Below are 24,923 nucleotides of genomic sequence, written 5' to 3'. Positions count from 1 at the left end.
GGAGCTTTTGGTTAGATTACATATAATAAATTGTTCCTGGTTGTAAATGATTTTTCAAATAATCATTCGGATTCGTCGATGCAATCTGTTCAATGACAAATGCATTTGCTGATTGATCCTTATATAGTTTGACCGAAGCTTGATCAACCTGGACCCAAGAAGATTCGGTAATTTCTTCTTCAAATATTTCTTCTTCAGATAAAGGAGTGTAAAGTATCATGATTAATGCTCCTCCTTAGTCGGTTTTTCTTTAATTAATTCATTAAGCTTGAACATTGCTTCCTTCACGCCACCTACTGCATCTATTAATCCAGAGTCCACCGCTTCTTTCCCAACAACATTGGTACCTATATCTCTAGTCAAGTTACCCCTTGCAAACATTAAATCCTTAAATTTCTCCTCTGAAACATTAGAGTGACTAGTTACAAAATTAATAACACGGTCTTGCATTTTATCCATGTACTCAAACGTCTGAGGTACTCCAATCACAAGCCCTGTCAAACGTATAGGGTGAATGGTCATAGTAGCAGTTTCTGTAATAAATGCGTAGTTAGCGCTTACTGCTATAGGTACCCCGATGGAATGCCCTCCACCCAGCACAATCGACACAGTTGGTTTTGACAATGAAGCAATCATTTCTGAAATTGCTAAACCAGCTTCTACATCTCCCCCGACTGTATTTAATAGTAAGATTACACCTTCAATTTTTGGGTTTTGCTCAATCGCAATTATTTGGGGAATAATATGTTCATACTTCGTGGTCTTATTTTTTGCAGGCAATTGTAAATGCCCTTCTATTTGACCAATAATAGGAAGGATATGAATATTTGATTCAGGGGCTTGGGGTACATTCGTTTGTCCGAGCTGTTTGATCTTCTCCATAATCGAATCATTCACTTGGTCTTGATCCTGATTAGGTTGTTCATTTTTATCTTTATCTTGATTCATGCTTACACCTACCTTTTTCCCGTAGTGTAAGCGTAAATGGTTAAGAATATACAAAAACCCGCGAGTAGTTTCGCGGGCTTGCATTTAAATTGATAATTCACTTTTTAGTACATCTAATTCCTGATGAGAAAGTGGTACTAAAGGTAATCTTACACTGCCTACATTTACTCCTAATTCGTTGAGTGCAGCTTTTACTGGTGCAGGAGAAGGAGCCATGAAGCACGCGTTCATCTTAGGTAATAACTGTCTATGAAGTTTAGATGCTTGTAACACGTCACCATTCACAAAAGATTTGGCCATTTGATTCATGTCATTTCCTAATACATGGGCTGCAACGGAGACAACACCATCAGCCCCCACAGCCATAGCTGGAAGAGTTAAACCATCATCTCCAACATAAAGACTAAAATCATCATCTGTCTTTTCAATAATTTCAGACATCATATCTAGATCTCCACTAGCATCTTTAATAGAAACGATGTTCGGAATTTTAGATAATTGAACAGTAGTCTCTACAGCCATGTTAATAACAGATCTTCCTGGAATATTATATAGCATAACAGGCAAATCAGTAGCTTGAGCTGCTGCTTCGAAATGCTTGTATAAACCTTCTGCATTTGGTTTATTGTAGTATGGTGTTACTAACATAATACCATCAATACCCGTTTTAGAAGCAGCTTTAGTTAATTCAACAGTCGATTGGGTGCTATTACTTCCCGTACCGGCAATGACAGGAATTCTTCCGTTCACTACCTTTACAACATGCTCATAAAGCTGGATTTTTTCTTCTTTTGTTAAAGTTGGTGATTCCCCGGTGGTTCCACCAATTACTAATCCTTCGGTGCCGTTATTGATTAAGTACTCTATTACATTCTCTGTTCGTTTAAAGTCCAATTCATTTTGCTCATTAAACGGCGTAACCATTGCCGTCAAAATGTGGCCGAATTTCATGATAAACGACTCCTTTCCATACTCCTAAATATTTAAAAACGCATCATGCAGTGCATTTACTGCAGCTTCTAATTGATCTTCTTTAACGAGAATCCATATCGTGGTGTGGCTATCTGCTGATTGTAAGATTTGAATGCCATGCTTTGCCAAAGCTGAAACTACTTTAGCAGCAACCCCAGGAACACCTTGAATACCTGCACCGACAGTAGAAACCTTGGCACAGTTTTCATTCGTAACAACTTTATACTGTAATGTCTCAATAATACGTACCGCTTCTTTTACCTTTTCATTAGGTACAGTGAAGGTGATTCCTTCTGTGAATATATTGAAAAAGTCTACAGAAATATGGGCTTTCGCCAATTGCTCTAAAACTTCATGGTGAACTTTTATTGGATCATTTTCAGCAAATACTTGAATTTGGGTAATACCTGCTACGTGAGCAATACCAGTTACTAGACGATCTTGGAATCCCGTATCCATTGTTGAGTTGCGTTTGGAGGTTACTAATGTCCCCAGGTCCTCCGAATAAGTAGACCTAACTCGGAGTGGGATTTTTTCTTGCATCGCAATTTCTACCGCGCGAGGATGTATGACTTTCGAGCCTTGATAAGCCATATGAACAATTTCATTATAAGTCATTATTTGTAAAGTTTTAGCGCCTTTTACGATAGTTGGATCTGCCGTTTTAATTCCATTTACATCTGTAAAAATATCGACAAAATCTGCTTGTAAAGCAGCACCTAACGCAACTGCTGACGTGTCTGATCCTCCACGCCCTAAAGTAGTAATATGACCATCTTCATCTTCCCCTTGAAAACCAGCCACGACTACAACATCATTCGTTTTAAAGTATTTTTCAACTTTTGTAGCATCCACTTTGTTTATTCTTGCATTCGTGTAATCGTTAGTAGTTAAAAAGCCAGCTTCCGAACCAGATAATGCGGTTGCTATGATTCCTTGCTTTTTTAATTCATTAGCAAATACAACAGCCGAAATAATTTCTCCACAGGACATAAGTAAATCCAGTTCGCGATTTGTAATTGCGCTTTCTGGATGTTCTACTAAATCCAATAAAGAATCGGTTGCATAAGGGGCTCCCTTTCTCCCCATTGCCGAAACCACAACAACCACTTGATTACCTTCATTAATAGCTTTTGTGACATGTTTTATTGCATATTCTCTTGAGGAGGCGTCTTTTACAGACGTACCTCCAAATTTTTGTACTAATATCCCCATGTTACACCTCTTCACTTACTCTTCCGAATCATATTCAATCAATGCTTGTGCGATTTGAACTGAGTTCCACGCAGCTCCTTTTAACAAGTTATCAGAAACAACCCATAAATGAAAACCACGTTCATAATCTAGATCTTTTCGAACTCTACCTACAAAAATATCTGTTTTACCTTCGGCTGACAAAGGAGTTGGATACCCTTGATTGACAATATCATCTTCCAACACGACTCCAGGAGCATCTTTTAACACACCCTGAATTTGAGGAACTGTCACAAAGTCCTGGTCTACTTCAATATAAATACTTTCCGCGTGTGAATAAAAGAAAGGTAGTCTCACACAGGTAGCAGATACTTTCAGTTCAGAATTATGCATGATTTTTTTCGTCTCATTAATCATCTTCATCTCTTCAAATGTATAATGATTATCTTCGAAAGTATCAATTTGAGGTAATGCATTAAAGGCAATCGGAAAATGTTTTTTCTCTGATTTTACAGGTAACACCTCACTAAATACAGTTTCTCCGTCTAACATCGCTTGTGTTTGGCTTTTCAGCTCTTCAACTGCATCGTTACCTGCACCAGATACAGATTGATAGGTTGATACAATGATACGATTTAGTCCATACTTTTGTTTTATTGGTTCTAATGCGGCCACCATTTGTATAGTGGAACAGTTAGGGTTTGCAATAATCCCTTTATGATTTTTGATATCTTCTTTATTTACTTCAGGTACAATAAGAGGTACATCCTCATACATTCGAAAAGCACTAGTATTGTCAATTACAACTGCACCACGGTCCACAGCTTCTTGAGCTAATTGCTTGGATACAGACCCTCCTGCAGAAAACAAGGCAATATCAATATTATCAAATGCATCTGGTTTTGCCTCTCTAATTGGAATCTCTGCTCCTTTATAAATAATGGTATTTCCTACGGATCTTCTAGAAGCTAACGGACGTAATTCATCAATTGGGAACTCTACGTGCTCTAACATCTGTAACATTTTTTCTCCTACTGCTCCTGTTGCTCCGACTATTGCTACGTTGTATCTTGATTTTGCTGCCATGTGATTCCCTCCATATATTCCGTTTAGATATACCGCAATTTTATCATAATTTTAAACCCTTCACATTAATTAATCATAGGATCTCAATAAAGGTTGCAACTGTCTTCCTAAAAGTGCTTCTTTAACCGTATCTATAAGAAGTGGCATATGCGCCACTAAAGAAGTTGATTTTAATACAGGATCATCTTGCCCAAACGGAACAAAGTATATATTTTTAGAATGTAATAGTTTTGCTAAATTTTCTGCGTTTAGGCCAAGAGCGTCATTTGTCGAGATAGCCAAAACCACTGGCCGTCTATTTCTTAATGTAGCTTTTGCAGCCATTAATACTGGAGAATCAGTTAAAGCATTCGCAAATTTACTAAGTGAATTCCCTGTTAATGGCGCAATCACCATGCAATCTAAAGGCTTTACTGGACCAAGAGGTTCTGCTTCAGGTATAGTCGTAATTAATTCTTGGTTAGTAATCGTTTTTATCTTTCCTATGTGATCATTTGCTTCTCCAAATTTTGAATCTGTGTGTTGTACCGTATAAGAAACAATTGGTACAACTTCTGCTCCCTCATTTACCAATTCCTCCATTACAGGAAAAGTAGCGTCATACGTACAATGTGAACCAGTCAATCCAAATCCGATGCGTTTTCCTTCTAGCTTCAAGTTTACGATCCCCTTTCTAGAATAAGTTACAAGATAATCGTTTGAATGACTTGAGCTAGGATTTTTCCTGCAGTTTGGGGCGCAACCATACCTGGTAAACCAGGAGCTAAGATTGCTTTCACACCTTTTTTCTTCGCGTATCGATAATCCACCCCACCGGGTTTAGAAGCTAAATCTAATATTAAACAACTCTTAGAAAGGTTGTGGATTACTTCTGGGGTAACAATTCTTGTAGGAATCGTATTAATCAATATATCACACTCACGAACTTCCTCACTGAGTTGCTCTAGTTGTAATGGCTTTGCTCTCGTTTCAAATATACGTGCTAAATCAGTTTCCTTTCTTGCAGCTACGGAAACATTTGCACCTAACCCTTGAAAGGCATTCACTAGAGATTTACCCACTCTACCAAAACCTAATATAGTTACATTAGCATTATGAATTGTAATTGGTGTATATTGAATTGCTAACATAACTGTACCCTCTGCAGTCGGGATTGAATTATAGATTGCAATGTCATCTCGATCAAATAATGCCACTATATTTTCATGAGTGACATCGTTTAGATATTGCGTACGAATACCAGTGAAAATTAACGTATTTTCAGGTAAATCATTTAACCACTCACTACTTACTCTTGGAGACTTTTCAGCATAATGCGCTTCTGCAAACCCGGCCTCATCTAAGCCGGTAATCGGTAATATAACTGCGTCTAATGCTTCTTGGTTTAAGTCTTCTATAGTTACATACTGGACTTCTGATTCTTTTTCTTGGTACTCCTCATAACCAACTGCAAATACGCTTGCATCACTCATCACAAGTTGATGCATCAACTCAATATACCGTGCATCTCCACCAATTACTACAATTGATTTTCCAGTTAACATATTAACACCTGCCTCAGTCATTCAACCATTACATCTTATGTGAATTGGTTTTATAGTGTGAACCGATTTTATTCCTCTTTTCTTATAATTATCATGTCCTCACCGATCACATCAATTTCATGCCACGGGATTGACTGTTCTTTCGTTCCTTTCTTAGAACCTAATAGTGTATAGTCTTGAATAATTACTTTTTCAATCTTTCCGGTTTGTTCATTAATTTCAATATCTGTTTGACCTAGTACACCTAACCTTTTCCCTAAGTCAGCATGAATTAATTCTTTACCTGATAAATCTTTGTATCGCATTTACGCACATCCTCTCTTTAACACATTATATGTTTTTCTCTAGAGTCGAATGATTGTAGTTTAAATACCACTTTGTATCAAACAAAAAGAGACTCGGACAAAAGTGTCTATAGTCATGATAAATCCGAACAATAAAATGCGGTGTGACTAACTCGCTCCTGAAATAGACTGCGCTTTCCGCGGGGAGCTGGTGAGCCTCCTCATGCTAAGCATTCCGGGGTCTCACCTAAGCTCTATTTCCCGCAGGAGTCTTCGTCTATTTCATCCGCTTTAATAACATTGTTCGGATTTACATGCTAGCACTTTAATTTGTCCCAGCCTCTTACTATGCTTAAGTTCTTATGATTCTGTTTTTTCTTCTGCATCTTCTTCTTTAAGAGCAGCTTTTCTTGAAAGGTTTACACGACCTTGATTATCGATTTCTTTTACCTTTACTAACATTTCATCACCGATATTAGCTACATCCGTAACGTTTTTCACATGACCTTCTTCTAATTCACTAATGTGAACTAGACCGTCTTTTCCACTAAATAACTCGACAAAAGCTCCAAATTTTTCAACTCGTTTAACTTTTCCAAGATAAATTTCACCAACTTCAACTTCACGAACAATATCTTGAATGATGTTACGCGCTTTATCAATTTTGTCTCGATCAGGAGAAGAAATAAAGATTTTTCCATTTTGTTCAATGTCAATTTTCACATCTGTTTCTTCAATGATTTTGTTAATCTGTTTACCACTCGGACCAATTACATCTCTTATTTTATCAGGATTGATTGTAAAGGATTCAATTTTTGGAGCATAATCAGATAACTCTTCACGCGGACTACCGATTGTTTCATTCATATGAGCTAAAATATCCATACGGCCTTTCTTCGCCTGCGTTAATGCTTCTTGAAGGATCGCTCTAGATAACCCATCAATTTTTATATCCATTTGTAATGCTGTTACACCGTTTTCAGTACCTGCTACTTTGAAATCCATATCTCCTAAGGCATCTTCCATACCTTGAATATCAGTAAGAACTGTATAATTTTCACCAGATTTCACTAGTCCCATTGCAATACCTGCAACTGGAGATTTAATAGGAACACCTGCATCCATCATTGCCATTGTACCTGCACAAATACTTGCTTGAGAAGTAGAGCCATTCGATTCAAGGATTTCTGAAACCACACGAATCGCATATGGGAATTCTTCTTCTGTTGGCAATATTGGTTCTAGCGCACGTTCACCTAATGCACCATGTCCAATTTCACGACGTCCCGGCCCTCTTACAGGTCCAGTTTCCCCCACACTATAAGAAGGGAAGTTGTAGTGTAGCATAAAGCGTTTTTGCTCAGCTAAATCTATACCATCCAATATCTGCACATCACCTAAAGGACCTAATGTACATACACTTAAAGCCTGAGTTTGTCCACGTGTAAACATAGAAGAACCATGCGTACGTGGTAATACTTTTGTTCTTGAGTTTAATGGGCGGATTTCATCTGCACCACGACCATCTGGACGAATTTTATCTTCTGTAATTAACCTTCTTACTTCGTCTTTTACAATGGTTTCAAGTACACTTTTCACTTGTTTAATCGTAGAAGCATCTACCTCTTGCTCTTCATAAGCAGCAATAACTTCATCTTTCACAGCAGCAATTGCTTCTGCACGTTCTTGTTTATCTACCGTTTGAATTGCTTCAACTAGACGATCCTTTGCAGCTTTAACAACTTCTTGTTCTAAAGTTGCTTCAGGTGTAAATAAAGTGACTTCACGTTTTTGTAATCCAACCTCAGCAACAATTTCCTCTTGAAAAGCAACCAAACGTTTAATCTCTTCATGACCAAACATGATCGCTTCTAACATAATGTCTTCTGGTACTTCACTCGCACCAGCTTCAACCATATTAACAGCGTCTTTTGTTCCTGCTACTGTTAATTCAATATCACTTTCTTTCATTTGTTCAATTGTCGGATTGATTACAAATTCATCATTCACACGACCTACATGAACGCCTGCAATAGGTCCATCAAAAGGAATATCTGAGATACATAGTGCTAAAGAAGAACCAACCATAGCAGTCACATCAGATGGACAGTCTTGATCAACACTCATTACCGTGCTCATAACTTGTACTTCATTACGGAATCCATCAGCAAACAATGGACGTATGGGACGGTCGATCAAACGGGATGTTAGAACTGCTTTGTCGCTTGGCTTACCTTCACGTTTTAAAAATCCACCTGGAATTTTACCTACAGCATATAACTTCTCTTCATAGTTTATTGTAAGTGGGAAAAAGGGTAAATCTTTTGGTTCACTTGAAGCAGTTGCTGCAACTACTACAGATGTATCACCATATCGCATCATTGCAGAACCATTTGCTTGTTTTGCTACTTCTCCAACCTCAACTGTTAACTGTCTACCAGCAACATCAAGGCTAAATGTTTTCATTTCATTTGACATTTATTAAACTACTCCTCTCAAATCTAACGGATTATGTATTCACAATAACTACATAAAATACCACTGTTTATTATTTTAATACTTTTTTATTGAAATGTAAAAAGAACTATGAATAATTTATATAGTGGCGTCAAAGGTTCAGGTCGATATAAAGGAACCGTATAGATACAAAATCTTTCTTTTGTCTTGCAATCAATGAACTTTCTTTTCATATATGGTTCGTTACTACTGACATGAAGGAATACTTAAACCAGTATATAAAGAAAAAAAGCGGGAAAAGTTCCCGCTTTTTCTGCCTTACCTATCGACGTAGACCTAAACGTTTGATTAAGTCACGATAGCGTGTAATATCGTTATTACGTAGGTAGTTAAGTAAGTTACGACGCTTACCTACCATTTTAAATAATCCACGACGTGAATGGTGATCATTTTTGTGTTCACGAAAATGATCATTTAAAGTCGTGATCTCTTCTGTAAGGATAGCTACCTGGACCTCTGGAGAACCAGTGTCATTTTCATGCGTTTTAAATTCATTAATTAATTCATTTTTACGCTCTTTTGTAATTGCCATCCTATTCACCTCCTATAAAATTTATTGTAACCCCTTTTTCCTAGCATTCGTCGGAGTCTCGCTATGCCAAGAATAAGGTTTATCACACAATGTAACGATACATGTTTTTTACTTAGATTGCAAGAGGAAAATTAGCCTATATTAAAATGACTTTTAGCTATAGCTTCATCATCCTGAATCCTTTTTATTAAAGGGTCTACACCTTCAAATTTCAGTTCTTCACGAATATATTTAACGAACTGTACTTGAATAGTATGTCCATAAATTTCTTCATCAAAATTAAATAAATGAACTTCAATAATTGGTTTGGCATGCTCATTTTCAAACGTAGGATTATATCCAACAGATGTCATCCCGTAATAGCTTTTCCCGTTTACCTCAGCAATTGTAGCATAGACACCTATTTTAGGAATTTTTTGCTGACTTGGCACATCAAGATTTGCAGTTTTATATCCAATCTCTCTGCCACGCTTATATCCCTCTACGACTTTACCTGTGATTGCGAAATTTCTACCTAACAAATTTTCTACTTCTGACAAGTCTGCTAAATCAATTTTTTCACGAATAAGCGTCGAACTAATTTTTTCAGTGCCCTCGGTGATTTTATCGACAATAGAATATGTTAGTTCGTCTTGTGTATACAGATCCATATCTTGAATTTTTCCTTTTCCTTTATGACCAAACGCAAAATCATATCCACCTACAACATGCTTCATGTTTAAATTTTTCATAAAGGAATCTACGAACTGTTGAGGTGAGAGCTTAGCTAGACTCTGATCGAATCGAACGACAATCAAATAATCAAGTGAATACTTTTCTAAAATATTTATCTTTTCTTCTAGTGGAGTTAAAATATAATCTTCTAATTGTTGACCTTTAATAATTTCTAAAGGGTGAGGGTCAAATGTCATCACACCAGATTTCAGTTGAAGTAATTTCGCTTGAGAAATAGCTTCATTTATAACTGCTTGATGACCTTTATGCACGCCATCAAAATAACCTACCGCGATACTTGAATGATCTAAATTAGGAAACTTCTCCACTTGTTCTAAATTCAAATAAATTACTTGCATTATTACACCTTCTCTATTACACCAGTACTTTTAAAGGTTTAATTAACCCTGGCTTACTTGGATGTTGTTGGTAAATTGCTAATAATTCTTGGTCTTCACTTTCCATTCTAAAAATCGGTTCTTCCTTTAGTTCTTGTGGACAATCAATCACTCGACCTTGTTGGATAAGAATATAATCTTCTTTTTCGACCACATACTTCGCAATGTGTGGTAAGGCAATAGAAGGAGACTTCAAAATGGAATCAATTTGATCATTGTTCACCAAGTTCTCTAAATCTTGTAAACTAAGCGTATCTTCAGATTCAAATGAACCTGCTTTATTACGAACTAAGCTAGACATATGTGCAGGGTATCCTATTTTTCTACCTAAGTCTACACATAATGTTCTTATATATGTTCCACTAGAGCATGTTACCTGAAGCTGAAAACGAACGTCTTCCTCATCAAGAAACTCCAATTGATCGGAAGTAACATGTAAATCATGGATCGTTACTAGTCTTTCAGGTCGCTCTACCTCAATTCCTTCTCTAGCATACTCATATAATTTCATGCCATCTACTTTCACTGCAGAATACATTGGTGGAATTTGTTTTAATTCACCAACAAACGATGCAGCATGACTGATACACTCTGAGAAACTTAAATCAGATGCTACTTTTTGTGATTTAATTATATCACCACTAGCATCTTCTGTGGTTGTTTGTTTTCCTAGACTAATTTCAGCTGTATATGTCTTAGGTTGACTTGTAATTAATTCTACAACTTTTGTCGCTTTTCCAACACAGATAGGCAATACACCTTCTACATCAGGGTCTAACGTACCTGTATGTCCGACTTTTTTTGTTTTTAACAATTGTCTTACTTGAACAACACAATCATGCGATGTCATGCCTTTTGGCTTCCAAAGTGCTATTACACCATTCATTTGTTCAACCTCCAAATACATCTAAACATATGTAATTCACATAGGAAAAGGATAGACTATGAAGCCTATCCTCCCATGTTCATTATTCATTTCTATTCAAATCATGAATAATACTCTCAATACGATTACCGTATTCAATTGCTTCATCAATTTCAAAAGAAATCTCTGGCGTTTTTCTTAATCGGATTCTATTGCCTATTTCTGATCGAATGAAACCTTTAGATTTTGCCAGTCCAACGAGTGTTTCTTCTTTTTCACGTTCACTACCGTAAATTGAAATATACACTTTTGCTTGTTGGAGATCCCCTGTAACCTTCACTTCCGTTACAGTTACAAAGCCTACTCGAGGATCTTTAATTTTACGAGAAAGAATATCACCTAATTCTTTCTTCATTTGTTCTCCAATTCGATTCGCACGTAAATTGCTCATTATTTTCACCTCGACTATTTAGAGGATTAAAGCCACTCATATTCAACAATAGTAACTTCTAAATCAGTTCTAGAATCAATTAAATCAACTGCCCGTTGCAGCGTTTTCTCGGCCATTGACTGATTCACAGCAACTACTGCCAAACCAAAGGCAGTGCGTTGCCACAAATCATGAAAATCAATTTCTGTCATACTTATATTAAACTTCTGTTGAACTTGATTTAAAGTTTGCTTGATAACCGAACGCTTTGCCTTTAAAGAATGCACATCATATATCATACACTCAACATAGACATATCCGATCATGTGCGTGCTATTTCTTCCATTACAAATGCTTCAATAATATCGCCTTCTTTAATATCGTTGAAGTTCTTAATAGTTATTCCACACTCGTAATTTTGCTGTACTTCTTTAGCATCATCTTTAAAACGCTTAAGCGTATCGATTTCGCCCTCGAATTGTACAACTCCGTTACGAATCACGCGTATTCCTGCATTTCTAGAAATTTTACCATCAATTACATAGCTACCAGCGATTGTACCAATTTTAGATACTTTAAACGTTTCTCTAACTTCAGCTTGCCCAATCACTTTTTCTTCAAATTCAGGATCAAGCATACCCTTCATAGCAGCTTCAATCTCTTCAATTGCTTTATAAATAACACGGTGAAGGCGAATGTCGATCTTCTCCTGATCGGCAGTACGCTTTGCATTATTATCTGGACGAACATTAAATCCGATAACCACAGCATTTGAAGCTGAGGCTAAGATAATGTCAGATTCCGTAATAGCTCCTACACCTGTGTGAATAATATTAATGTTAACGCCTTCTACTTCAATTTTACGAAGAGAGGTGGCAACAGCTTCGACAGAACCTTGTACGTCAGCTTTAACAATAATTTTAATTTCTTTCATTTCGCCTTGCTTAATTTGTTCAAATAAATCTTCCAAGCTAACCTTGCCTGTAGCTTCACGTTGTTCCTCAATGTCTTTTTGTTGACGTAGATCAGCAATTTGTTTTGCTTCTTTTTCGTTTTTAAAGACTAAGAAACGATCTCCTGCCTGTGGAACAGCATTAAAACCGATTACTTCTACTGGCATGGATGGTTCAGCTTCTTTTACACGTTTGCCTAAATCGTCAGACATAGCACGTACTTTACCATACGTATTACCAATTACAAGCGTATCTCCAACTTTTAGCGTACCGTTTTGAACAAGTAGAGTTGCAACACTTCCGCGTCCCTTTTCCAGTTGTGCTTCGATTACAGTACCTGAAGCTGGGCTATCAGGGTTTGCTTTTAATTCTTCTACTTCTGAAACTAGATTAATCATTTCTACTAGATCGTCGATTCCTTCTCCACTTAATGCAGATAAAGGAACAAAAATTGTTTCTCCGCCCCAATCTTCTGGGACCAATTCGTATTCTGTTAATTCTTGCATCACACGGCTAGGGTCTGCACCCTCTTTGTCGACTTTGTTTACCGCAATAATAATTGGTACTTCCGCAGCCTTTGCGTGATTAATCGCTTCTACTGTTTGAGGCATTACACCATCATCGGCAGCAACAACTAAGACGGCAATATCCGTAACTTGTGCACCACGGGAACGCATACTAGTAAATGCAGCGTGACCTGGTGTATCTAAGAAGGTTGTTTTCTTACCATTTTCATTAATTTGGTAAGCACCGATATGCTGTGTGATTCCACCAGCTTCGCCTTCTGTTACTTTCGTCTTCCGAATAGAGTCTAATAAAGTAGTTTTTCCGTGATCGACGTGTCCCATAATTGTCACAACAGCTGGACGAGTAACTAATTTAGCAGGATCTTCTTCATGCATATAGTTTTCTAAATCCGTTTTGTCAACAACCACTTCTTCTTCTACTTCTACCCCATAGTCTTCACATAATAACTCAATTGATTCATTGTCTAATTGTTGGTTAATAGTTGCCATGACACCTAATAACATCAACTTCTTAATAATTTCTGAAGAATCTTTATTTAACTTGTCTGCTAATTCTCCAACAGTTAACGAACCTTGATAAGTAATTTTCTCTGGTGTTTGTGGTTGCTTTTTAGGTCGTTGAGAGTGCTGCTGATTTTTTTGTTGCTTATTATTACTTTGTTGCTTATTGTTCTTACCTTTTTGTTGATTTCTTTGTTGGTTTTTATTTTGATTTGAGTTAGTGTTCTTATTTGAGTTATTCTGGTTTTTATTTTGATTATTTTGGTTAGTGTTTTGATTCTTGTTTTGACTTTGAGCTTTGTTACTATTTTGATTGCTATTAGTATTTTTATTCTGATTCGACTGATTATTTTTAGGTTGCTGTTTAGGCGCTTCTTTTTTTTCTTCTTTTTTACCATGGTAAAATTCATCTAATTGTCTAATCGTATTTTCACTGATCGTTGACATATGATTAGAAATTTCAATATCTAATTCTTCTAATTTCGTAATAACTTGTTTACTCGCTAAATTGTTTTGTTTGGCATATTCATATACGCGCATCTTTTTCATACATTCACCCCCGAATATTAATCCGATAGCAGTTGTTTTAATTTATTAGCAAAACCTTGGTCGGTTATGGCAACTGCAACTCTACCGTCTTTACCAATCGCCTTTGAAAGTGTATGTCGATCTTCAACAACAATATATGGCACTTGGTAACTCGTTGATTTATCTGATAATTTTTTCTTCGTATTATCAGATGCATCACTAGCAATTAATACTAGCTTTGCTTGGTTCTGCCTTACAGCTTCAACGATTGAAGATTCTCCTAGTACAAGTTTATTTGCACGTAGGGCTATTCCTAATAAATTCAAATGAGGCTTATCCTGCATCATTATTTCCTACTTTACTTTCAAGTTCATCATATAACTCATCTGGAACCTGTGTATTTAAATGACGATTTAATGCATTTGTTTTTCGTGCCTTTTTAATAACATCTAGTTCATTGTTTAAATAGGCACCGCGTCCATTCTTTTTACCGCTATCATCAACGAACACTTCTCCGTCTTTATTACGCACAATTCTAATCAATTGTTTTTTAGGAAGCATTTCGCCAGTAACGACGCACTTACGTAAAGGTTGTTTTTTCTTTGCTACCATATAAAATCCCCCTTACTCTTCGTCTAACTCCAGATCAGAGTCAGTAGAAGATGTCTCGAGTTCCCCATCATCATAAGCCTCTGACTCACTCTTGATATCGATTTTCCAACCTGTAAGCTTAGCAGCAAGCCTCGCATTTTGGCCACGCTTTCCAATAGCAAGGGATAACTGATTATCTGGGACAATTACAGTTGTAGCATGGGCTTCTTCATTCACTTTTACCTCAACTACTTTAGATGGGCTAAGAGCATTCGATATATACACGACTGGATCTTCAGAGTAATGAACGATATCGATTTTCTCTCCGTGTAATTCATCTACTACCGTTTGTACTCTTTGGCCACGTTGCCCAACACATGAACCAACTGGATCAATTTCTGGGTCTTCCGCATGTACACTGATTTTCGATCGATCACCAGCTTCGCGTGCTACAGAAATCACTTCTACAATTCCATCATAAATTTCTGGAACTTCTACTTCAAATAATCGCTTTAAAAGACCTGGGTGTGTTCTTGAAACATATACTTGAGGACCTTTACTTGTATTTTCAACTTTTGTCACAAATACTTTGATACGATCGTGAACTTCATATGTTTCATTCGGCATCAATTCATTCATTGGAAGCTTTCCTTCTACTTTTCCTAAATGAATATATAGATAACGATGGTCTTTTCGCTGAACTGTACCAATAATAATCTCTTCTAACCGGTCTGCATAGTCACTGTATATAACGCCTCGTTCCGCTTCTCTAACACGTTGAGTGACTACCTGTTTCGCAGCTTGAGCAGCAATTCGTCCGAAGTTACGTGGAGTTACTTCTTTCTCCACCACATCACCTTCTGCGTATGCAGGGTCAATCTCTCTAGCCTCTTCTAATGAAATTTCAAGATCTTCATCTTCTAGATCTTCAACAACATTAAGTCTAGCAAGAACTCTCATAGAACCATCTTTAGGATCTAAATCTACTCTAACATTCGTTTTCGAATTAAAGTTTTTCTTGTAAGCAGAAACAATTGCAGCATCTAGTGTTTCATATAATACCTCTTTGTCGATACCTTTTTCTTCAGCTAGAACTTCCATTGCTTCAAATAAATCCGTTTTCACCGTTAAAACCTCCCTTTATGAAAATGAAACCGCGATATGGGCGTTTGCAACCTTCTCGTATGGTATAACGATTTCTTTTTCTCTTGTCTTAATTTTTACTATTAAAATTACTTCATCATTCACAAAATCCTTCAAATCACCATAGAATTCTTTCTCACCGTCAATTGGTTCATACGTTTTCACGAAAATATGGGAGCCAGTGAACTTCGTAAAGTCTTCTTTCTTTTTAAGTTTACGCTCTACTCCAGGTGATGATACTTCTAAGTAGTAAGCCTGCTCGATTGGGTCTTCCTCATCTAACTTCTCACTGAGCTTCTCACTTACTTTTTCACAATCCTCAATGTCTACTCCACCATCTTTATCAACGTAGACTCGTAAAAAGTGATTTTTTCCTTCTTTCACAAACTCTACTTCTACTAATTCAAGGCTTAATTCTTCTACGATTGGTTGAACGATCTCTTCAGTTGCATGAACTATCTTTTTGCTCAACGTCAAAGCCTCCTTCTCAACATAGTTTATATAAGTATATAGTTCTTAGATGTTTTTCTATACAAGCGTTTAATTGCAATAAATTGCCCTGCTGAAAAAACCAGCAGGGTTAGGATAAAACGAAAGAGTGGGCTGCCCCACTCTTTTTTCGTAACCGTATCTTTTGCTAATCCAATTCGAAATATACCATAGAAAACCATTAAATGCAAGCCTAGGCATACTAAAATAGGGATAATTGGTTCTGATCCGGTAATCCTTCTAAACAACCTTGGACATCTAAATACTCTAGTACAGTTTTAGAAATCCTACTTCGTTCCCTCAAATCTTCTTTAGATAAGAATTCCCCGTCTTCTCTTGCCTTAACTATATTTAGTGCTGCATTCGTTCCTAATCCATCTACAGCATTAAATGGTGGAATCAGCGAGTTTCCATCAACAATGAATTTTTTCGCATCTGACTTATACAAGTCCACCCTTTGAAACGACATGCCTCGTTCACACATTTCTAACGCAAGTTCTAGTACAGTTAATAAACTTTTCTCTTTCGGCGTAGCATCATTTCCTCTTTCTATAATCGATTCAATTTTCTCTCTCAAAGAGTCGTTTCCTCTAATCATAGTAGGAAGATCAAAATCGTCTGCACGAACAGAAAAATACGCTGCATAAAACTCAATCGGATGATGGACTTTAAAATAAGCAATTCTTACAGCCATAAGAACATATGCTGCAGCGTGTGCTTTTGGAAACATATATTTTATCTTTTTACATGATTCAATGTACCAATTTGGAACACCATGCTTTTTCATTTCTTCGATCCACTCATCTTCTAATCCTTTACCTTTACGGACAAACTCCATTATTTTAAATGCTAAAGATGCTTCTAGCCCTTTATGCATTAAATAAACCATAATGTCGTCACGACAACCGATAACTTCTCCTATTTCACATACCCCATCATTAATTAGTTCTTGTGCATTACCTAACCATACATCGGTACCATGTGAAAGTCCTGAAATAATAACTAATTCTGCAAAGGAAGAAGGCTTCGTATCTTCTAACATCTGCCTTACAAATCGAGTTCCAAACTCTGGCACACCTAATGTACCAGTTTTACAAAGAATTTGTTCCGATTTCACACCTAATGGTTCAGGTCCAGCAAAGATCTTCATAACTTCAGCATCATTAGTTGGGACGTCTAGAGGATCTATACCTGTTAAGTCCTGCAGCATTCGAATAACAGTTGGATCATCATGACCTAAAATATCGAGTTTTAGTAAGTTATCATGAATCGAATGAAAGTCAAAATGAGTTGTTAACCACTCAGATTTTCTGTCATCTGCCGGAAACTGGATAGGGGTAAAATCATAAATATCTTGATCATCAGGAACTACGATTATACCACCTGGGTGTTGACCTGTTGTACGTTTCACACCCGTACACCCTTTTACCAAACGGTCTACTTCAGCTTGACGTTGGGTAATGTTATGATCTTGAGCATAACCTTTCACATACCCAAATGCAGTCTTTTCAGCTACTGTTCCAATCGTACCCGCTCTGTACACTTTATCTTCACCAAAAAGTACCTTTGTATAATTATGGGCAACCGGTTGGTAATCTCCAGAGAAGTTCAAGTCAATATCAGGAACTTTATCTCCTTTAAAACCTAAAAATGTCTCAAACGGGATATCTTGGCCATCACGTCTTAAAGGTATTTCACATGTTTCACACGTTTTCTCATCTAGATCATAACCTGAACCTACAGAGCCATCTGTGAAAAATTCATATGTTTTGCACGAAGGACAAACATAGTGCGGCGGTAGCGGGTTAACTTCTGTAATATCCATCATGGTAGCTACAAAAGAAGATCCCACGGAACCACGTGAACCTACAAGATATCCATCATCTAGTGACTTCTTAACAATTTTTTGTGAAATCAAGTAAATGACGGAGAATCCATTTTCGATGATACTACCAAGTTCACGTTCCAATCTTTTTGTTAGTAATTCAGGTAAATCATCTCCATATATACTTTTAGCTTTGTTATAGCACATATCTGTAATTTCTTGATCGGCACCTTCAATATTCGGAGTGTACAAATCATCCTTAATCGGTTGTAACGTATTAATTTGATCTGAAACCCAGTTACTATTTTGCAGTACTATTTCTTTTGCCTTGGCTTCACCTAGAAAAGCAAATGCTTCTAACATTTCGTTCGTAGTTCGGTAGTATACATCTGGTTGTGTTTGGCGATTTAGAGGATTCCCACTCTGTGAACCAATCAGGATCTTTCGGTAAATTTTTTCATGTGGATCTAAATAATGAACATTACCAGTTGCCACAACAGGCTTATCCAACTTTTCACCAATTTGAACTAGTTTTTTAATCAATTGTTTTATGTGTTCCATGGAATGTGCCGTTTCCTTCTCAATTAAGTGATAGTAATTCGAAGGTGGTTGCACCTCAATATAATCATAGAATTCAGCAACTTTTTCCGCCTCTTCTTCTGACTTCAGCGCAATCGTATCAAACAATTCTCCTTGGTCACATCCAGAACCTATCATTAAACCTTCTCGGTGTTTATTTAATTTCGATCGTGGAATTCTAGGAACCCTGTAAAAGTAATCAATATGCGACATTGATATTAACTTATATAAATTCTTTAGCCCTTCTTGGGTTTGCGCAAGTAATATCGCATGATTTGGTCGAGATCGTTTATATGCATCTCCTTCACCAACGTGACGATTTAGTTCTTGATGGTTCTCAATCCCTTTATTCAATGTGGATTTAATAAAGCTCCACATCAAGTAACCGGTTGCTTCCGCATCATATATTGCGCGGTGATGTTGTGTCAGTTCTATATTTAAATGTTTACATAATGTATTCAGTCGATGATTTTTTAAATCAGGGTATAAGAATCTAGCTAACTCAAGTGTGTCAATTACCGGATTAGTAACTTTGTCTAAATCCATTCGTTTAAAAGCAGCATTTATAAAGCCTATATCAAAACTAGCATTGTGGGCTACTAAGATGTCGTTACCCATCCAATTATTAAATGCACTCATCACTTCTTCAATTTCCGGTGCATCTCGAACCATATCATCTGTAATACCAGTTAAATCAATAGTTGTTTGACTTAGTTTTTGATGAGGGTTTGCAAATTTCTCGAAACGGTCGACAATTTCACCATCTTGTATGCGTACACCAGCTAATTCAATAATTTTATCATAGCTTGCTGATAAACCTGTCGTCTCCACGTCAAAAACGACATATGATCCAGTTGCTAGGTCTACATCCGTTTCGTTATAAGCAATAGGAACCCCATCATCGACAAGATTTGCTTCTAGACCGTAAAGAACCTTGACCCCATGTTTCTTACTTGCATTATAAGCCTCTGGAAAAGCTTGGGCCACACCATGGTCGGTAATCGCAATTGCTTGATGACCAAAGTCTGCTGCCCTCTTAACTAAATCAGGTGCAGAGACTGTCGCATCCATTAAGCTCATTGTAGTATGAGCGTGTAGTTCCACTCTTTTTTCTGATGCATCATCTGTTCTTTTACTAGCCTTTTTTTCATTTAAGTCATTACACATCATGATGAGTTCATTGGAGTAGTTATCTGTTTGAATACTGCCCCGAGCCTTCACCCACATTCCTTCTTTAACTTGAGCAAATTGTGCTTTTTGTTCATCCCCTTTAGAGAACATCTTAATCTGCAAGGAATCAGTATAATCGGTCATACTTACAATCAGCAAGTCTCTACCAGAACGTAGCTCCCTTACATCCACATCAAATACATACCCTTGGATGATCACCCTTTTTTCTTCTTCCAATATGTTATGCATCTCTAATGGCTCTTCTTGGATCATGTTCCCTATTTGTAATGGACCTTTAGGTGCGTCCACTTCATTAACTTTTTCCTTTTCAGCTTGTTCTTTAATAGCTTTTTGTACAAAGTTTTGTTCTTCCATTTTCTTTGTTTCTTGAAAACGCTGTACTTCATCCTCATCAAATGCGATGGACAATTCTATTTGGTATTGCTTTAGGCCATATTTTTGGCAAAACGTTTGAAATAACGGGTCGAGGCGCTTTTTTATCATATTTGCTTCTGCATCATTTCTAGCTTGTAACTGAACTTTCTCCCCAATTAATGAAGGCTTTTGTTCACAAATAAACGCTTTATATGCTGGTAACAAATCATCAACTGAATGGATAAATTGGTGCCAATACAAAGCAAATTGTTCTTCATCCAGTTCTGTAGAATCTGTTTCGACTTCTATTTCCACATTAGCTATGTGGCGAAAAGCATCCTGAAGCTTAGTTTCAAACACCGCTAAAGCATTAAAAGCGAATGGGTTTGAATTATGTATATGAAACTTCCACGTCTTCACTTCTTTTAGAACAGTCAGCTTGGTAAGTAATGTATTTGCAAAATGTTCCTGTACAAGCTCATCAGGTAATTGAATTTGTTGAAGTAGTAAATTCATTTTTTCCTGTTTGTTTAAATCCATACTTACTCCCCCGGTTTATAAGAAGCCCCTGCTTAATTACAAGGGCTTCTACATTTTACTTATTATTGGTTTGTTAAGAACTTTGCAAGGCTCGAAATGTGAATATCATCTTGAAACCCAGTTTTGCGGTTTTTGTACTCCACATATCCTTCTTCAGCACGCTTTCCAAGTGTCACTCGGTGAGTAACTCCTATCAGGTCACTGTCATTAAACTTTACCCCTGCACGTTCTTTTCGGTCGTCATATAGAACGTCATAACCAAGACCATGTAATTTTTCATACAGTTCGTCGGCTATTTTAACATGATCCTCTTTTTTCGCATTTAAATTTAATAAATGTAAATCAAATGGGGCAAGACTATCAGGCCATAATAAACCTTTGTCATCGTGATATTGCTCCACTACTGCAGCAAGTGTACGACTAACACCGATTCCATAACACCCCATGACAAATGAAGCTGATTTACCTTGATCATTTAAAAAGCTTGCACCTAGTCGGTCGGCGTATAGTGTACCTAATTTGAATACATGTCCAACTTCAATGCCTTTAGCGAATTGAATATTACCATTGCCATCTGGCGAAAGGTCGCCTTCTTCAATAAAACGTAAATCAGCATACTGAGAAATGGACAAATCGCGATCTGGATTCACATTTGCATAGTGATACCCATCCTCATTAGCCCCACAAGTTGCATTAACCATGGAAGCTACTGCATTATCGGCAATAACCTCTACTTCTTCAGGTACGTTGATCGGTCCTAATGATCCAAACCCTGCACCCAAAATTTCTCTCGTCTCCTGCTCAGAAGCGAGCTCTACGATTTCTGCTTCATACAGATTTTTTACTTTAATATCATTAATTTCATGATCTCCTCTTGTAACAACTAGTACAAGTTTGTCATCTACTTTAAACGTTATAGCTTTCATACCTTCTGCTAAGGAATGGTTCAATAGATCAGCAACTTCTTGCATTGTTTTAACTCCAGGAGTCTCAACTTTTTGTAGGTCCAGCTCTTCTTCTGTTTTCTTTTCATAAGAAGTAATAACTGGTGCCATTTCCACGTTAGCTGCATAATCCGATTTGTCAGAATAAGCAATGGTATCTTCTCCAACATCGGAAAGCACCATGAATTCATGGGTATCCTTTCCACCCATTGCCCCAGAATCAGCTATAACTGCACGGAAGTTTAACCCACATCGCTCAAAAATTCTAGAGTAAGCATTGTATAAGCGTGTGTAGGCTTCATCTAATGATTCAAAATCTTGATGAAAGGAATAAGCATCCTTCATTAAGAATTCTCTTCCACGTAACAACCCGAAGCGAGGACGTCTTTCGTCTCGATATTTATTTTGAATTTGATATACCGTTAACGGTAATTTTTTATAAGAGTTAACCTCATCACGAATTAAAGAAGTTACTACTTCTTCATGCGTTGCTCCTAAAGCAAAGTCTCGATCATGGCGATCTTTCAAACGCATTAATTCAAGCCCCATCGTATCCCAACGACCGGAAGTTTGCCAAAGTTCAGCAGGTTGTAAGGAAGGCATTTGAATTTCCTGCGCTCCAGCATGGTCCATTTCTTCACGTATAATATTCTCTACTTTACGTAGAACCTTTTTACCAAGTGGTAGAAAGTTATATACACCTGAAGCTAACTTTCGAATATAACCCGCTTTTAAAAGCAAACGGTGACTAGCAATCTCAGCTTCTTTTGGTTCTTCTCGCAATGTTGGTATTAACATATTACTCTGTCTCATTAATTTACTCACCTCATAAACTTAAATCAGATTACATAAAGAGTCGTTCAATATCATTCCAGGTTACTATAATCATTAGTAACATCAATAGTGCAAAGCCAATTAAATGCACAACACCTTCTTTTTGTGGATCTAATGGTTTTCCTCTTATTGCTTCTAAGCCAATAAATATTAACCTACCACCATCCAGTGCTGGTAAAGGTAATAAGTTTACAATACCTAAATTAATACTTAACATCGCAGTCCACATAAAGAAGTTATATATCCCTGTTTGTACGACGTCATCTGTTGCAGAATAAATACCCACTGGACCAGCTAAAGCATCTAAAGATAGTTGACCAGTGACTAATTGACCAACAGCATTAATGATTAAAACCGTTATGTCGTATGTTTGGGTAAATCCATGAATGAATACCTTCGAAGGATCATCTTCAAACATTCTCATTACACCAAGCCTACCAATTGTTTCACCTTGTTCTGTCACAGCCTCTGGAGTCAATGTTGTATTAATCAATTCACCATCTCGATCAATTGTTAATTCTAATGGTTCATCTGGACGTTCTTGAACATAAGTTACTAACCCAATCCAATCGTCAACAGCTTCATTATCAATAGATACAACTTCATCGCCTTCCATTAATTCAGCCTCATCAGCTGGAGACCCATCATTGATTCCACCGATTATAGCTTCATCAACCGGAACACCTTGCATAAAGCCTAATCCAATGAAGATGAAAATAGCTAATAAGAAGTTCATCATTGGGCCTGCAAATACTTGAATCCCTTTTTGTGCAGCCGTTTTAGAAGAAAACTGTCGATCATAAGGTGCGATCATCGTTTCTTTTTCGTCCATTACAAATAGAGCTTTTCTATTTACTTGGAACTTCTTTTTTTCCTCACTGTTAAGCTCATAACAATCAATGGTTAAGTCATGGTCTAAATCAACCTTCTCCACTTCCACTACTTGTGCATTGGGATGCTTATCTTTGTTGTTAACTATTATTTTGTCCACTTCATCTTGCTGATTAAATTCAAGGCCAACATGATGACCTGCCTTTAGTTCTACAATCTCAGGATCTTCACCTGCAACACGAACATATCCGCCTATCGGAAGTAGTCTTACTGTGTACAGTGTTTCATCTTTTCTATAGGAAAAGATCTTTGGACCAAACCCTATAGCAAATTCACGAGCTAACATTCCAGCTCGTTTTGCAAATATCAAATGCCCTAACTCGTGAATAAACACAAGTAGACCAAACATGAAAATAAAAGCAATTATAGTGTTCAATTCTAGCACCTTCCTTTATTTCCGCATACTTCTCACTTTATCTCTTGTAACCTCATCTACTGCTAGAATTGTGTCTAAATCAGGAGATGCAATATTTGAATGTTCTTCTAACTGTTTATAGATGATGGATTCAATATCTAAAAACTCTATTTGATCATTTAAAAATAGTTCGACTGCCACTTCATTCGCAGCATTTAATACCGTAGGCAGAGAACCTCCTTGCTGTCCAGCTTCATAAGCCATCTTCAAACAGGGGAACTGTTCAAAACTTAATTCACTAAAATTCAGTGAACCAAATGATAATAAATCTAAACTATCCGACATATTAAATGACTTGCGCTCTGGATACGTTAGAGCATATTGAATGGGAATGCGCATATCGGGTGTTCCTAGTTGAGCCATTACTCCTCGATCAACAAATTCCACCATAGAATGAATGACACTCTCTCGGTGCATCAGAACATCTATATTCTCATATGGGACATTAAATAACCAATGAGCTTCAATTACTTCTAAACCTTTGTTCATCATAGTAGCAGAATCTATTGTTATCTTTGCACCCATGCTCCAATTAGGATGGTTTAAGGCGTCCTTTTTTCTAACACCTTGCAAATCTGATCGAGAATAATCACGAAAACTTCCCCCAGAGGCAGTTATTATTAATCGTTTTATTTCATCATGACTTTCTCCCCTTAGACATTGATGAATTGCGGCATGCTCACTATCTACTGGTAATAACTCTACTCCATATTTATTTGCTTCATGCATAATGATATGGCCAGCTGTAACAAGCGTTTCTTTGTTTGCAAAAGCAATCTGTTTCTTTGCTCGTATGGCTTCTAAAGTAGGTTGAAGACCCACACTACCTAGTAAAGCATTTACAACAAGATCAACTTCATCATAGGTTACTAATTCATTTAAAGTAGACATCCCAGCATAGACTTTTGGGTTATAAGTCGTCTCTTGTTGAATTCTTTCTTTCGCATTATCGCTTTTCGTAACAATAATTTCTGGTTGCAATTCCTCGATAATAGGTAGGGCACGGTCAACTTGGGTTCCAAAAGCGAAGCCGTATAATTTAAATGTATTCGGATGCTGTTTGATTATATCAATGGTTTGTAACCCAATGGAACCAGTTCCACCTAATAGAACAATATTCTTCATATTTAAGCC

General features: G+C 37.0%; 23 protein-coding genes. All 23 read right to left on the bottom strand.

The window, feature by feature from the left end; translation table 11 throughout:
- Nucleotides 1-16: 16 nt before the first annotated feature.
- The 23 genes from G532_RS0101760 to dxr all read right to left on the bottom strand — a co-directional run bounded on the left by G532_RS0101760 (nucleotide 17) and on the right by dxr (nucleotide 24,914).
- Nucleotides 17-220: a YlzJ-like family protein gene (locus G532_RS0101760; RefSeq protein ID WP_027963245.1), complete on the bottom strand. Its 204-nt coding sequence runs from the start codon at nucleotides 218-220 to the stop codon at nucleotides 17-19.
- Nucleotides 221-222: 2 nt separating this feature from the next.
- Nucleotides 223-948, bottom strand: coding sequence for a ClpP family protease (locus G532_RS0101755; protein WP_027963244.1), 726 nt, complete (start codon nucleotides 946-948; stop codon nucleotides 223-225).
- Between the two features lie 84 nt (nucleotides 949-1,032).
- The gene (gene dapA, locus G532_RS0101750) at nucleotides 1,033-1,899 is read right to left on the bottom strand and encodes a 4-hydroxy-tetrahydrodipicolinate synthase (protein WP_027963243.1); all 867 of its coding nucleotides are present in this window, start codon (nucleotides 1,897-1,899) and stop codon (nucleotides 1,033-1,035) included.
- A 24-nt stretch (nucleotides 1,900-1,923) separates the two neighbouring features.
- On the bottom strand, nucleotides 1,924-3,135 hold the full coding sequence (dapG, locus tag G532_RS0101745) for an aspartate kinase (protein WP_027963242.1): 1,212 nt from the start codon (nucleotides 3,133-3,135) through the stop codon (nucleotides 1,924-1,926).
- Nucleotides 3,136-3,150: 15 nt separating this feature from the next.
- Nucleotides 3,151-4,200 (bottom strand): aspartate-semialdehyde dehydrogenase, encoded by a 1,050-nt coding sequence (locus G532_RS0101740; protein WP_027963241.1) that lies wholly within the window; start codon nucleotides 4,198-4,200, stop codon nucleotides 3,151-3,153.
- Between the two features lie 69 nt (nucleotides 4,201-4,269).
- Nucleotides 4,270-4,857, bottom strand: coding sequence for a dipicolinate synthase subunit B (locus G532_RS0101735; RefSeq protein ID WP_027963240.1), 588 nt, complete (start codon nucleotides 4,855-4,857; stop codon nucleotides 4,270-4,272).
- Nucleotides 4,858-4,883: 26 nt separating this feature from the next.
- Nucleotides 4,884-5,744: a dipicolinic acid synthetase subunit A gene (dpaA, locus tag G532_RS0101730; protein ID WP_027963239.1), complete on the bottom strand. Its 861-nt coding sequence runs from the start codon at nucleotides 5,742-5,744 to the stop codon at nucleotides 4,884-4,886.
- Between the two features lie 68 nt (nucleotides 5,745-5,812).
- Nucleotides 5,813-6,049: a YlmC/YmxH family sporulation protein gene (locus tag G532_RS0101725; RefSeq protein WP_027963238.1), complete on the bottom strand. Its 237-nt coding sequence runs from the start codon at nucleotides 6,047-6,049 to the stop codon at nucleotides 5,813-5,815.
- A gap of 339 nt (nucleotides 6,050-6,388) precedes the next feature.
- Entirely contained in the window at nucleotides 6,389-8,506 is a 2,118-nt protein-coding gene (gene pnp / locus G532_RS0101720) for a polyribonucleotide nucleotidyltransferase (protein ID WP_027963237.1), read from the bottom strand.
- 301 nt (nucleotides 8,507-8,807) lie between these two features.
- Nucleotides 8,808-9,077, bottom strand: coding sequence for a 30S ribosomal protein S15 (gene rpsO, locus G532_RS0101715; protein ID WP_027963236.1), 270 nt, complete (start codon nucleotides 9,075-9,077; stop codon nucleotides 8,808-8,810).
- Nucleotides 9,078-9,208: 131 nt separating this feature from the next.
- Nucleotides 9,209-10,150: a bifunctional riboflavin kinase/FAD synthetase gene (locus G532_RS0101710; RefSeq protein WP_027963235.1), complete on the bottom strand. Its 942-nt coding sequence runs from the start codon at nucleotides 10,148-10,150 to the stop codon at nucleotides 9,209-9,211.
- A gap of 16 nt (nucleotides 10,151-10,166) precedes the next feature.
- A complete protein-coding gene (gene truB, locus G532_RS0101705; protein ID WP_027963234.1) occupies nucleotides 10,167-11,075 on the bottom strand; it encodes a tRNA pseudouridine(55) synthase TruB in 909 nt (302 codons plus the stop codon).
- 82 nt (nucleotides 11,076-11,157) lie between these two features.
- The gene (rbfA, locus tag G532_RS0101700) at nucleotides 11,158-11,505 is read right to left on the bottom strand and encodes a 30S ribosome-binding factor RbfA (protein WP_027963233.1); all 348 of its coding nucleotides are present in this window, start codon (nucleotides 11,503-11,505) and stop codon (nucleotides 11,158-11,160) included.
- A 26-nt stretch (nucleotides 11,506-11,531) separates the two neighbouring features.
- A complete protein-coding gene (locus tag G532_RS0101695; RefSeq protein ID WP_027963232.1) occupies nucleotides 11,532-11,810 on the bottom strand; it encodes a DUF503 domain-containing protein in 279 nt (92 codons plus the stop codon).
- Entirely contained in the window at nucleotides 11,807-14,014 is a 2,208-nt protein-coding gene (infB, locus tag G532_RS0101690; protein WP_027963231.1) for a translation initiation factor IF-2, read from the bottom strand. Before infB ends, G532_RS0101695 begins: the two co-directional genes overlap by 4 nt.
- A gap of 17 nt (nucleotides 14,015-14,031) precedes the next feature.
- Nucleotides 14,032-14,337 (bottom strand): YlxQ family RNA-binding protein, encoded by a 306-nt coding sequence (locus G532_RS0101685; protein ID WP_342662637.1) that lies wholly within the window; start codon nucleotides 14,335-14,337, stop codon nucleotides 14,032-14,034.
- Entirely contained in the window at nucleotides 14,327-14,605 is a 279-nt protein-coding gene (gene rnpM, locus G532_RS0101680) for an RNase P modulator RnpM (protein ID WP_027963229.1), read from the bottom strand. Before rnpM ends, G532_RS0101685 begins: the two co-directional genes overlap by 11 nt.
- A gap of 12 nt (nucleotides 14,606-14,617) precedes the next feature.
- Complete coding sequence (gene nusA / locus G532_RS0101675; protein ID WP_027963228.1) at nucleotides 14,618-15,709, bottom strand: transcription termination factor NusA; 1,092 nt, start codon at nucleotides 15,707-15,709, stop codon at nucleotides 14,618-14,620.
- 15 nt (nucleotides 15,710-15,724) lie between these two features.
- A complete protein-coding gene (rimP, locus tag G532_RS0101670) occupies nucleotides 15,725-16,198 on the bottom strand; it encodes a ribosome maturation factor RimP (RefSeq protein ID WP_027963227.1) in 474 nt (157 codons plus the stop codon).
- A 220-nt stretch (nucleotides 16,199-16,418) separates the two neighbouring features.
- On the bottom strand, nucleotides 16,419-20,705 hold the full coding sequence (locus G532_RS0101665; RefSeq protein ID WP_027963226.1) for a PolC-type DNA polymerase III: 4,287 nt from the start codon (nucleotides 20,703-20,705) through the stop codon (nucleotides 16,419-16,421).
- A 62-nt stretch (nucleotides 20,706-20,767) separates the two neighbouring features.
- Nucleotides 20,768-22,462, bottom strand: coding sequence for a proline--tRNA ligase (locus G532_RS0101660; RefSeq protein WP_027963225.1), 1,695 nt, complete (start codon nucleotides 22,460-22,462; stop codon nucleotides 20,768-20,770).
- Between the two features lie 31 nt (nucleotides 22,463-22,493).
- Entirely contained in the window at nucleotides 22,494-23,750 is a 1,257-nt protein-coding gene (gene rseP, locus G532_RS0101655) for an RIP metalloprotease RseP (RefSeq protein ID WP_027963224.1), read from the bottom strand.
- 15 nt (nucleotides 23,751-23,765) lie between these two features.
- A complete protein-coding gene (dxr, locus tag G532_RS0101650) occupies nucleotides 23,766-24,914 on the bottom strand; it encodes a 1-deoxy-D-xylulose-5-phosphate reductoisomerase (RefSeq protein WP_027963223.1) in 1,149 nt (382 codons plus the stop codon).
- Nucleotides 24,915-24,923: the final 9 nt, after the last annotated feature.

The organism is Halalkalibacillus halophilus DSM 18494, from assembly GCF_000423105.1.
Lineage (GTDB): Bacteria > Bacillota > Bacilli > Bacillales > Alkalibacillaceae > Halalkalibacillus > Halalkalibacillus halophilus.
The sequence above is the reverse complement of the archived record's forward strand: the minus strand, read 5'-3'. Positions and strand labels throughout refer to the sequence as shown.

What these genes read in the sequence shown, in the direction of transcription:
- G532_RS0101760 (WP_027963245.1), bottom strand. Translation starts at nt 220, where the DNA reads ATGATACTTTACACTCCTTTATCTGAAGAAGAAATATTTGAAGAAGAA.
- G532_RS0101755 (WP_027963244.1), bottom strand. Translation starts at nt 948, where the DNA reads ATGAATCAAGATAAAGATAAAAATGAACAACCTAATCAGGATCAAGAC.
- dapA (WP_027963243.1), bottom strand. Translation starts at nt 1,899, where the DNA reads ATGAAATTCGGCCACATTTTGACGGCAATGGTTACGCCGTTTAATGAG.
- dapG (WP_027963242.1), bottom strand. Translation starts at nt 3,135, where the DNA reads ATGGGGATATTAGTACAAAAATTTGGAGGTACGTCTGTAAAAGACGCC.
- G532_RS0101740 (WP_027963241.1), bottom strand. Translation starts at nt 4,200, where the DNA reads ATGGCAGCAAAATCAAGATACAACGTAGCAATAGTCGGAGCAACAGGA.
- dpaA (WP_027963239.1), bottom strand. Translation starts at nt 5,744, where the DNA reads ATGTTAACTGGAAAATCAATTGTAGTAATTGGTGGAGATGCACGGTAT.
- G532_RS0101725 (WP_027963238.1), bottom strand. Translation starts at nt 6,049, where the DNA reads ATGCGATACAAAGATTTATCAGGTAAAGAATTAATTCATGCTGACTTA.
- pnp (WP_027963237.1), bottom strand. Translation starts at nt 8,506, where the DNA reads ATGTCAAATGAAATGAAAACATTTAGCCTTGATGTTGCTGGTAGACAG.
- rpsO (WP_027963236.1), bottom strand. Translation starts at nt 9,077, where the DNA reads ATGGCAATTACAAAAGAGCGTAAAAATGAATTAATTAATGAATTTAAA.
- G532_RS0101710 (WP_027963235.1), bottom strand. Translation starts at nt 10,150, where the DNA reads ATGCAAGTAATTTATTTGAATTTAGAACAAGTGGAGAAGTTTCCTAAT.
- truB (WP_027963234.1), bottom strand. Translation starts at nt 11,075, where the DNA reads ATGAATGGTGTAATAGCACTTTGGAAGCCAAAAGGCATGACATCGCAT.
- rbfA (WP_027963233.1), bottom strand. Translation starts at nt 11,505, where the DNA reads ATGAGCAATTTACGTGCGAATCGAATTGGAGAACAAATGAAGAAAGAA.
- G532_RS0101695 (WP_027963232.1), bottom strand. Translation starts at nt 11,810, where the DNA reads ATGATCGGATATGTCTATGTTGAGTGTATGATATATGATGTGCATTCT.
- infB (WP_027963231.1), bottom strand. Translation starts at nt 14,014, where the DNA reads ATGAAAAAGATGCGCGTATATGAATATGCCAAACAAAACAATTTAGCG.
- G532_RS0101685 (WP_342662637.1), bottom strand. Translation starts at nt 14,337, where the DNA reads ATGCAGGATAAGCCTCATTTGAATTTATTAGGAATAGCCCTACGTGCA.
- rnpM (WP_027963229.1), bottom strand. Translation starts at nt 14,605, where the DNA reads ATGGTAGCAAAGAAAAAACAACCTTTACGTAAGTGCGTCGTTACTGGC.
- G532_RS0101665 (WP_027963226.1), bottom strand. Translation starts at nt 20,705, where the DNA reads ATGGATTTAAACAAACAGGAAAAAATGAATTTACTACTTCAACAAATT.
- G532_RS0101660 (WP_027963225.1), bottom strand. Translation starts at nt 22,462, where the DNA reads ATGAGACAGAGTAATATGTTAATACCAACATTGCGAGAAGAACCAAAA.
- dxr (WP_027963223.1), bottom strand. Translation starts at nt 24,914, where the DNA reads ATGAAGAATATTGTTCTATTAGGTGGAACTGGTTCCATTGGGTTACAA.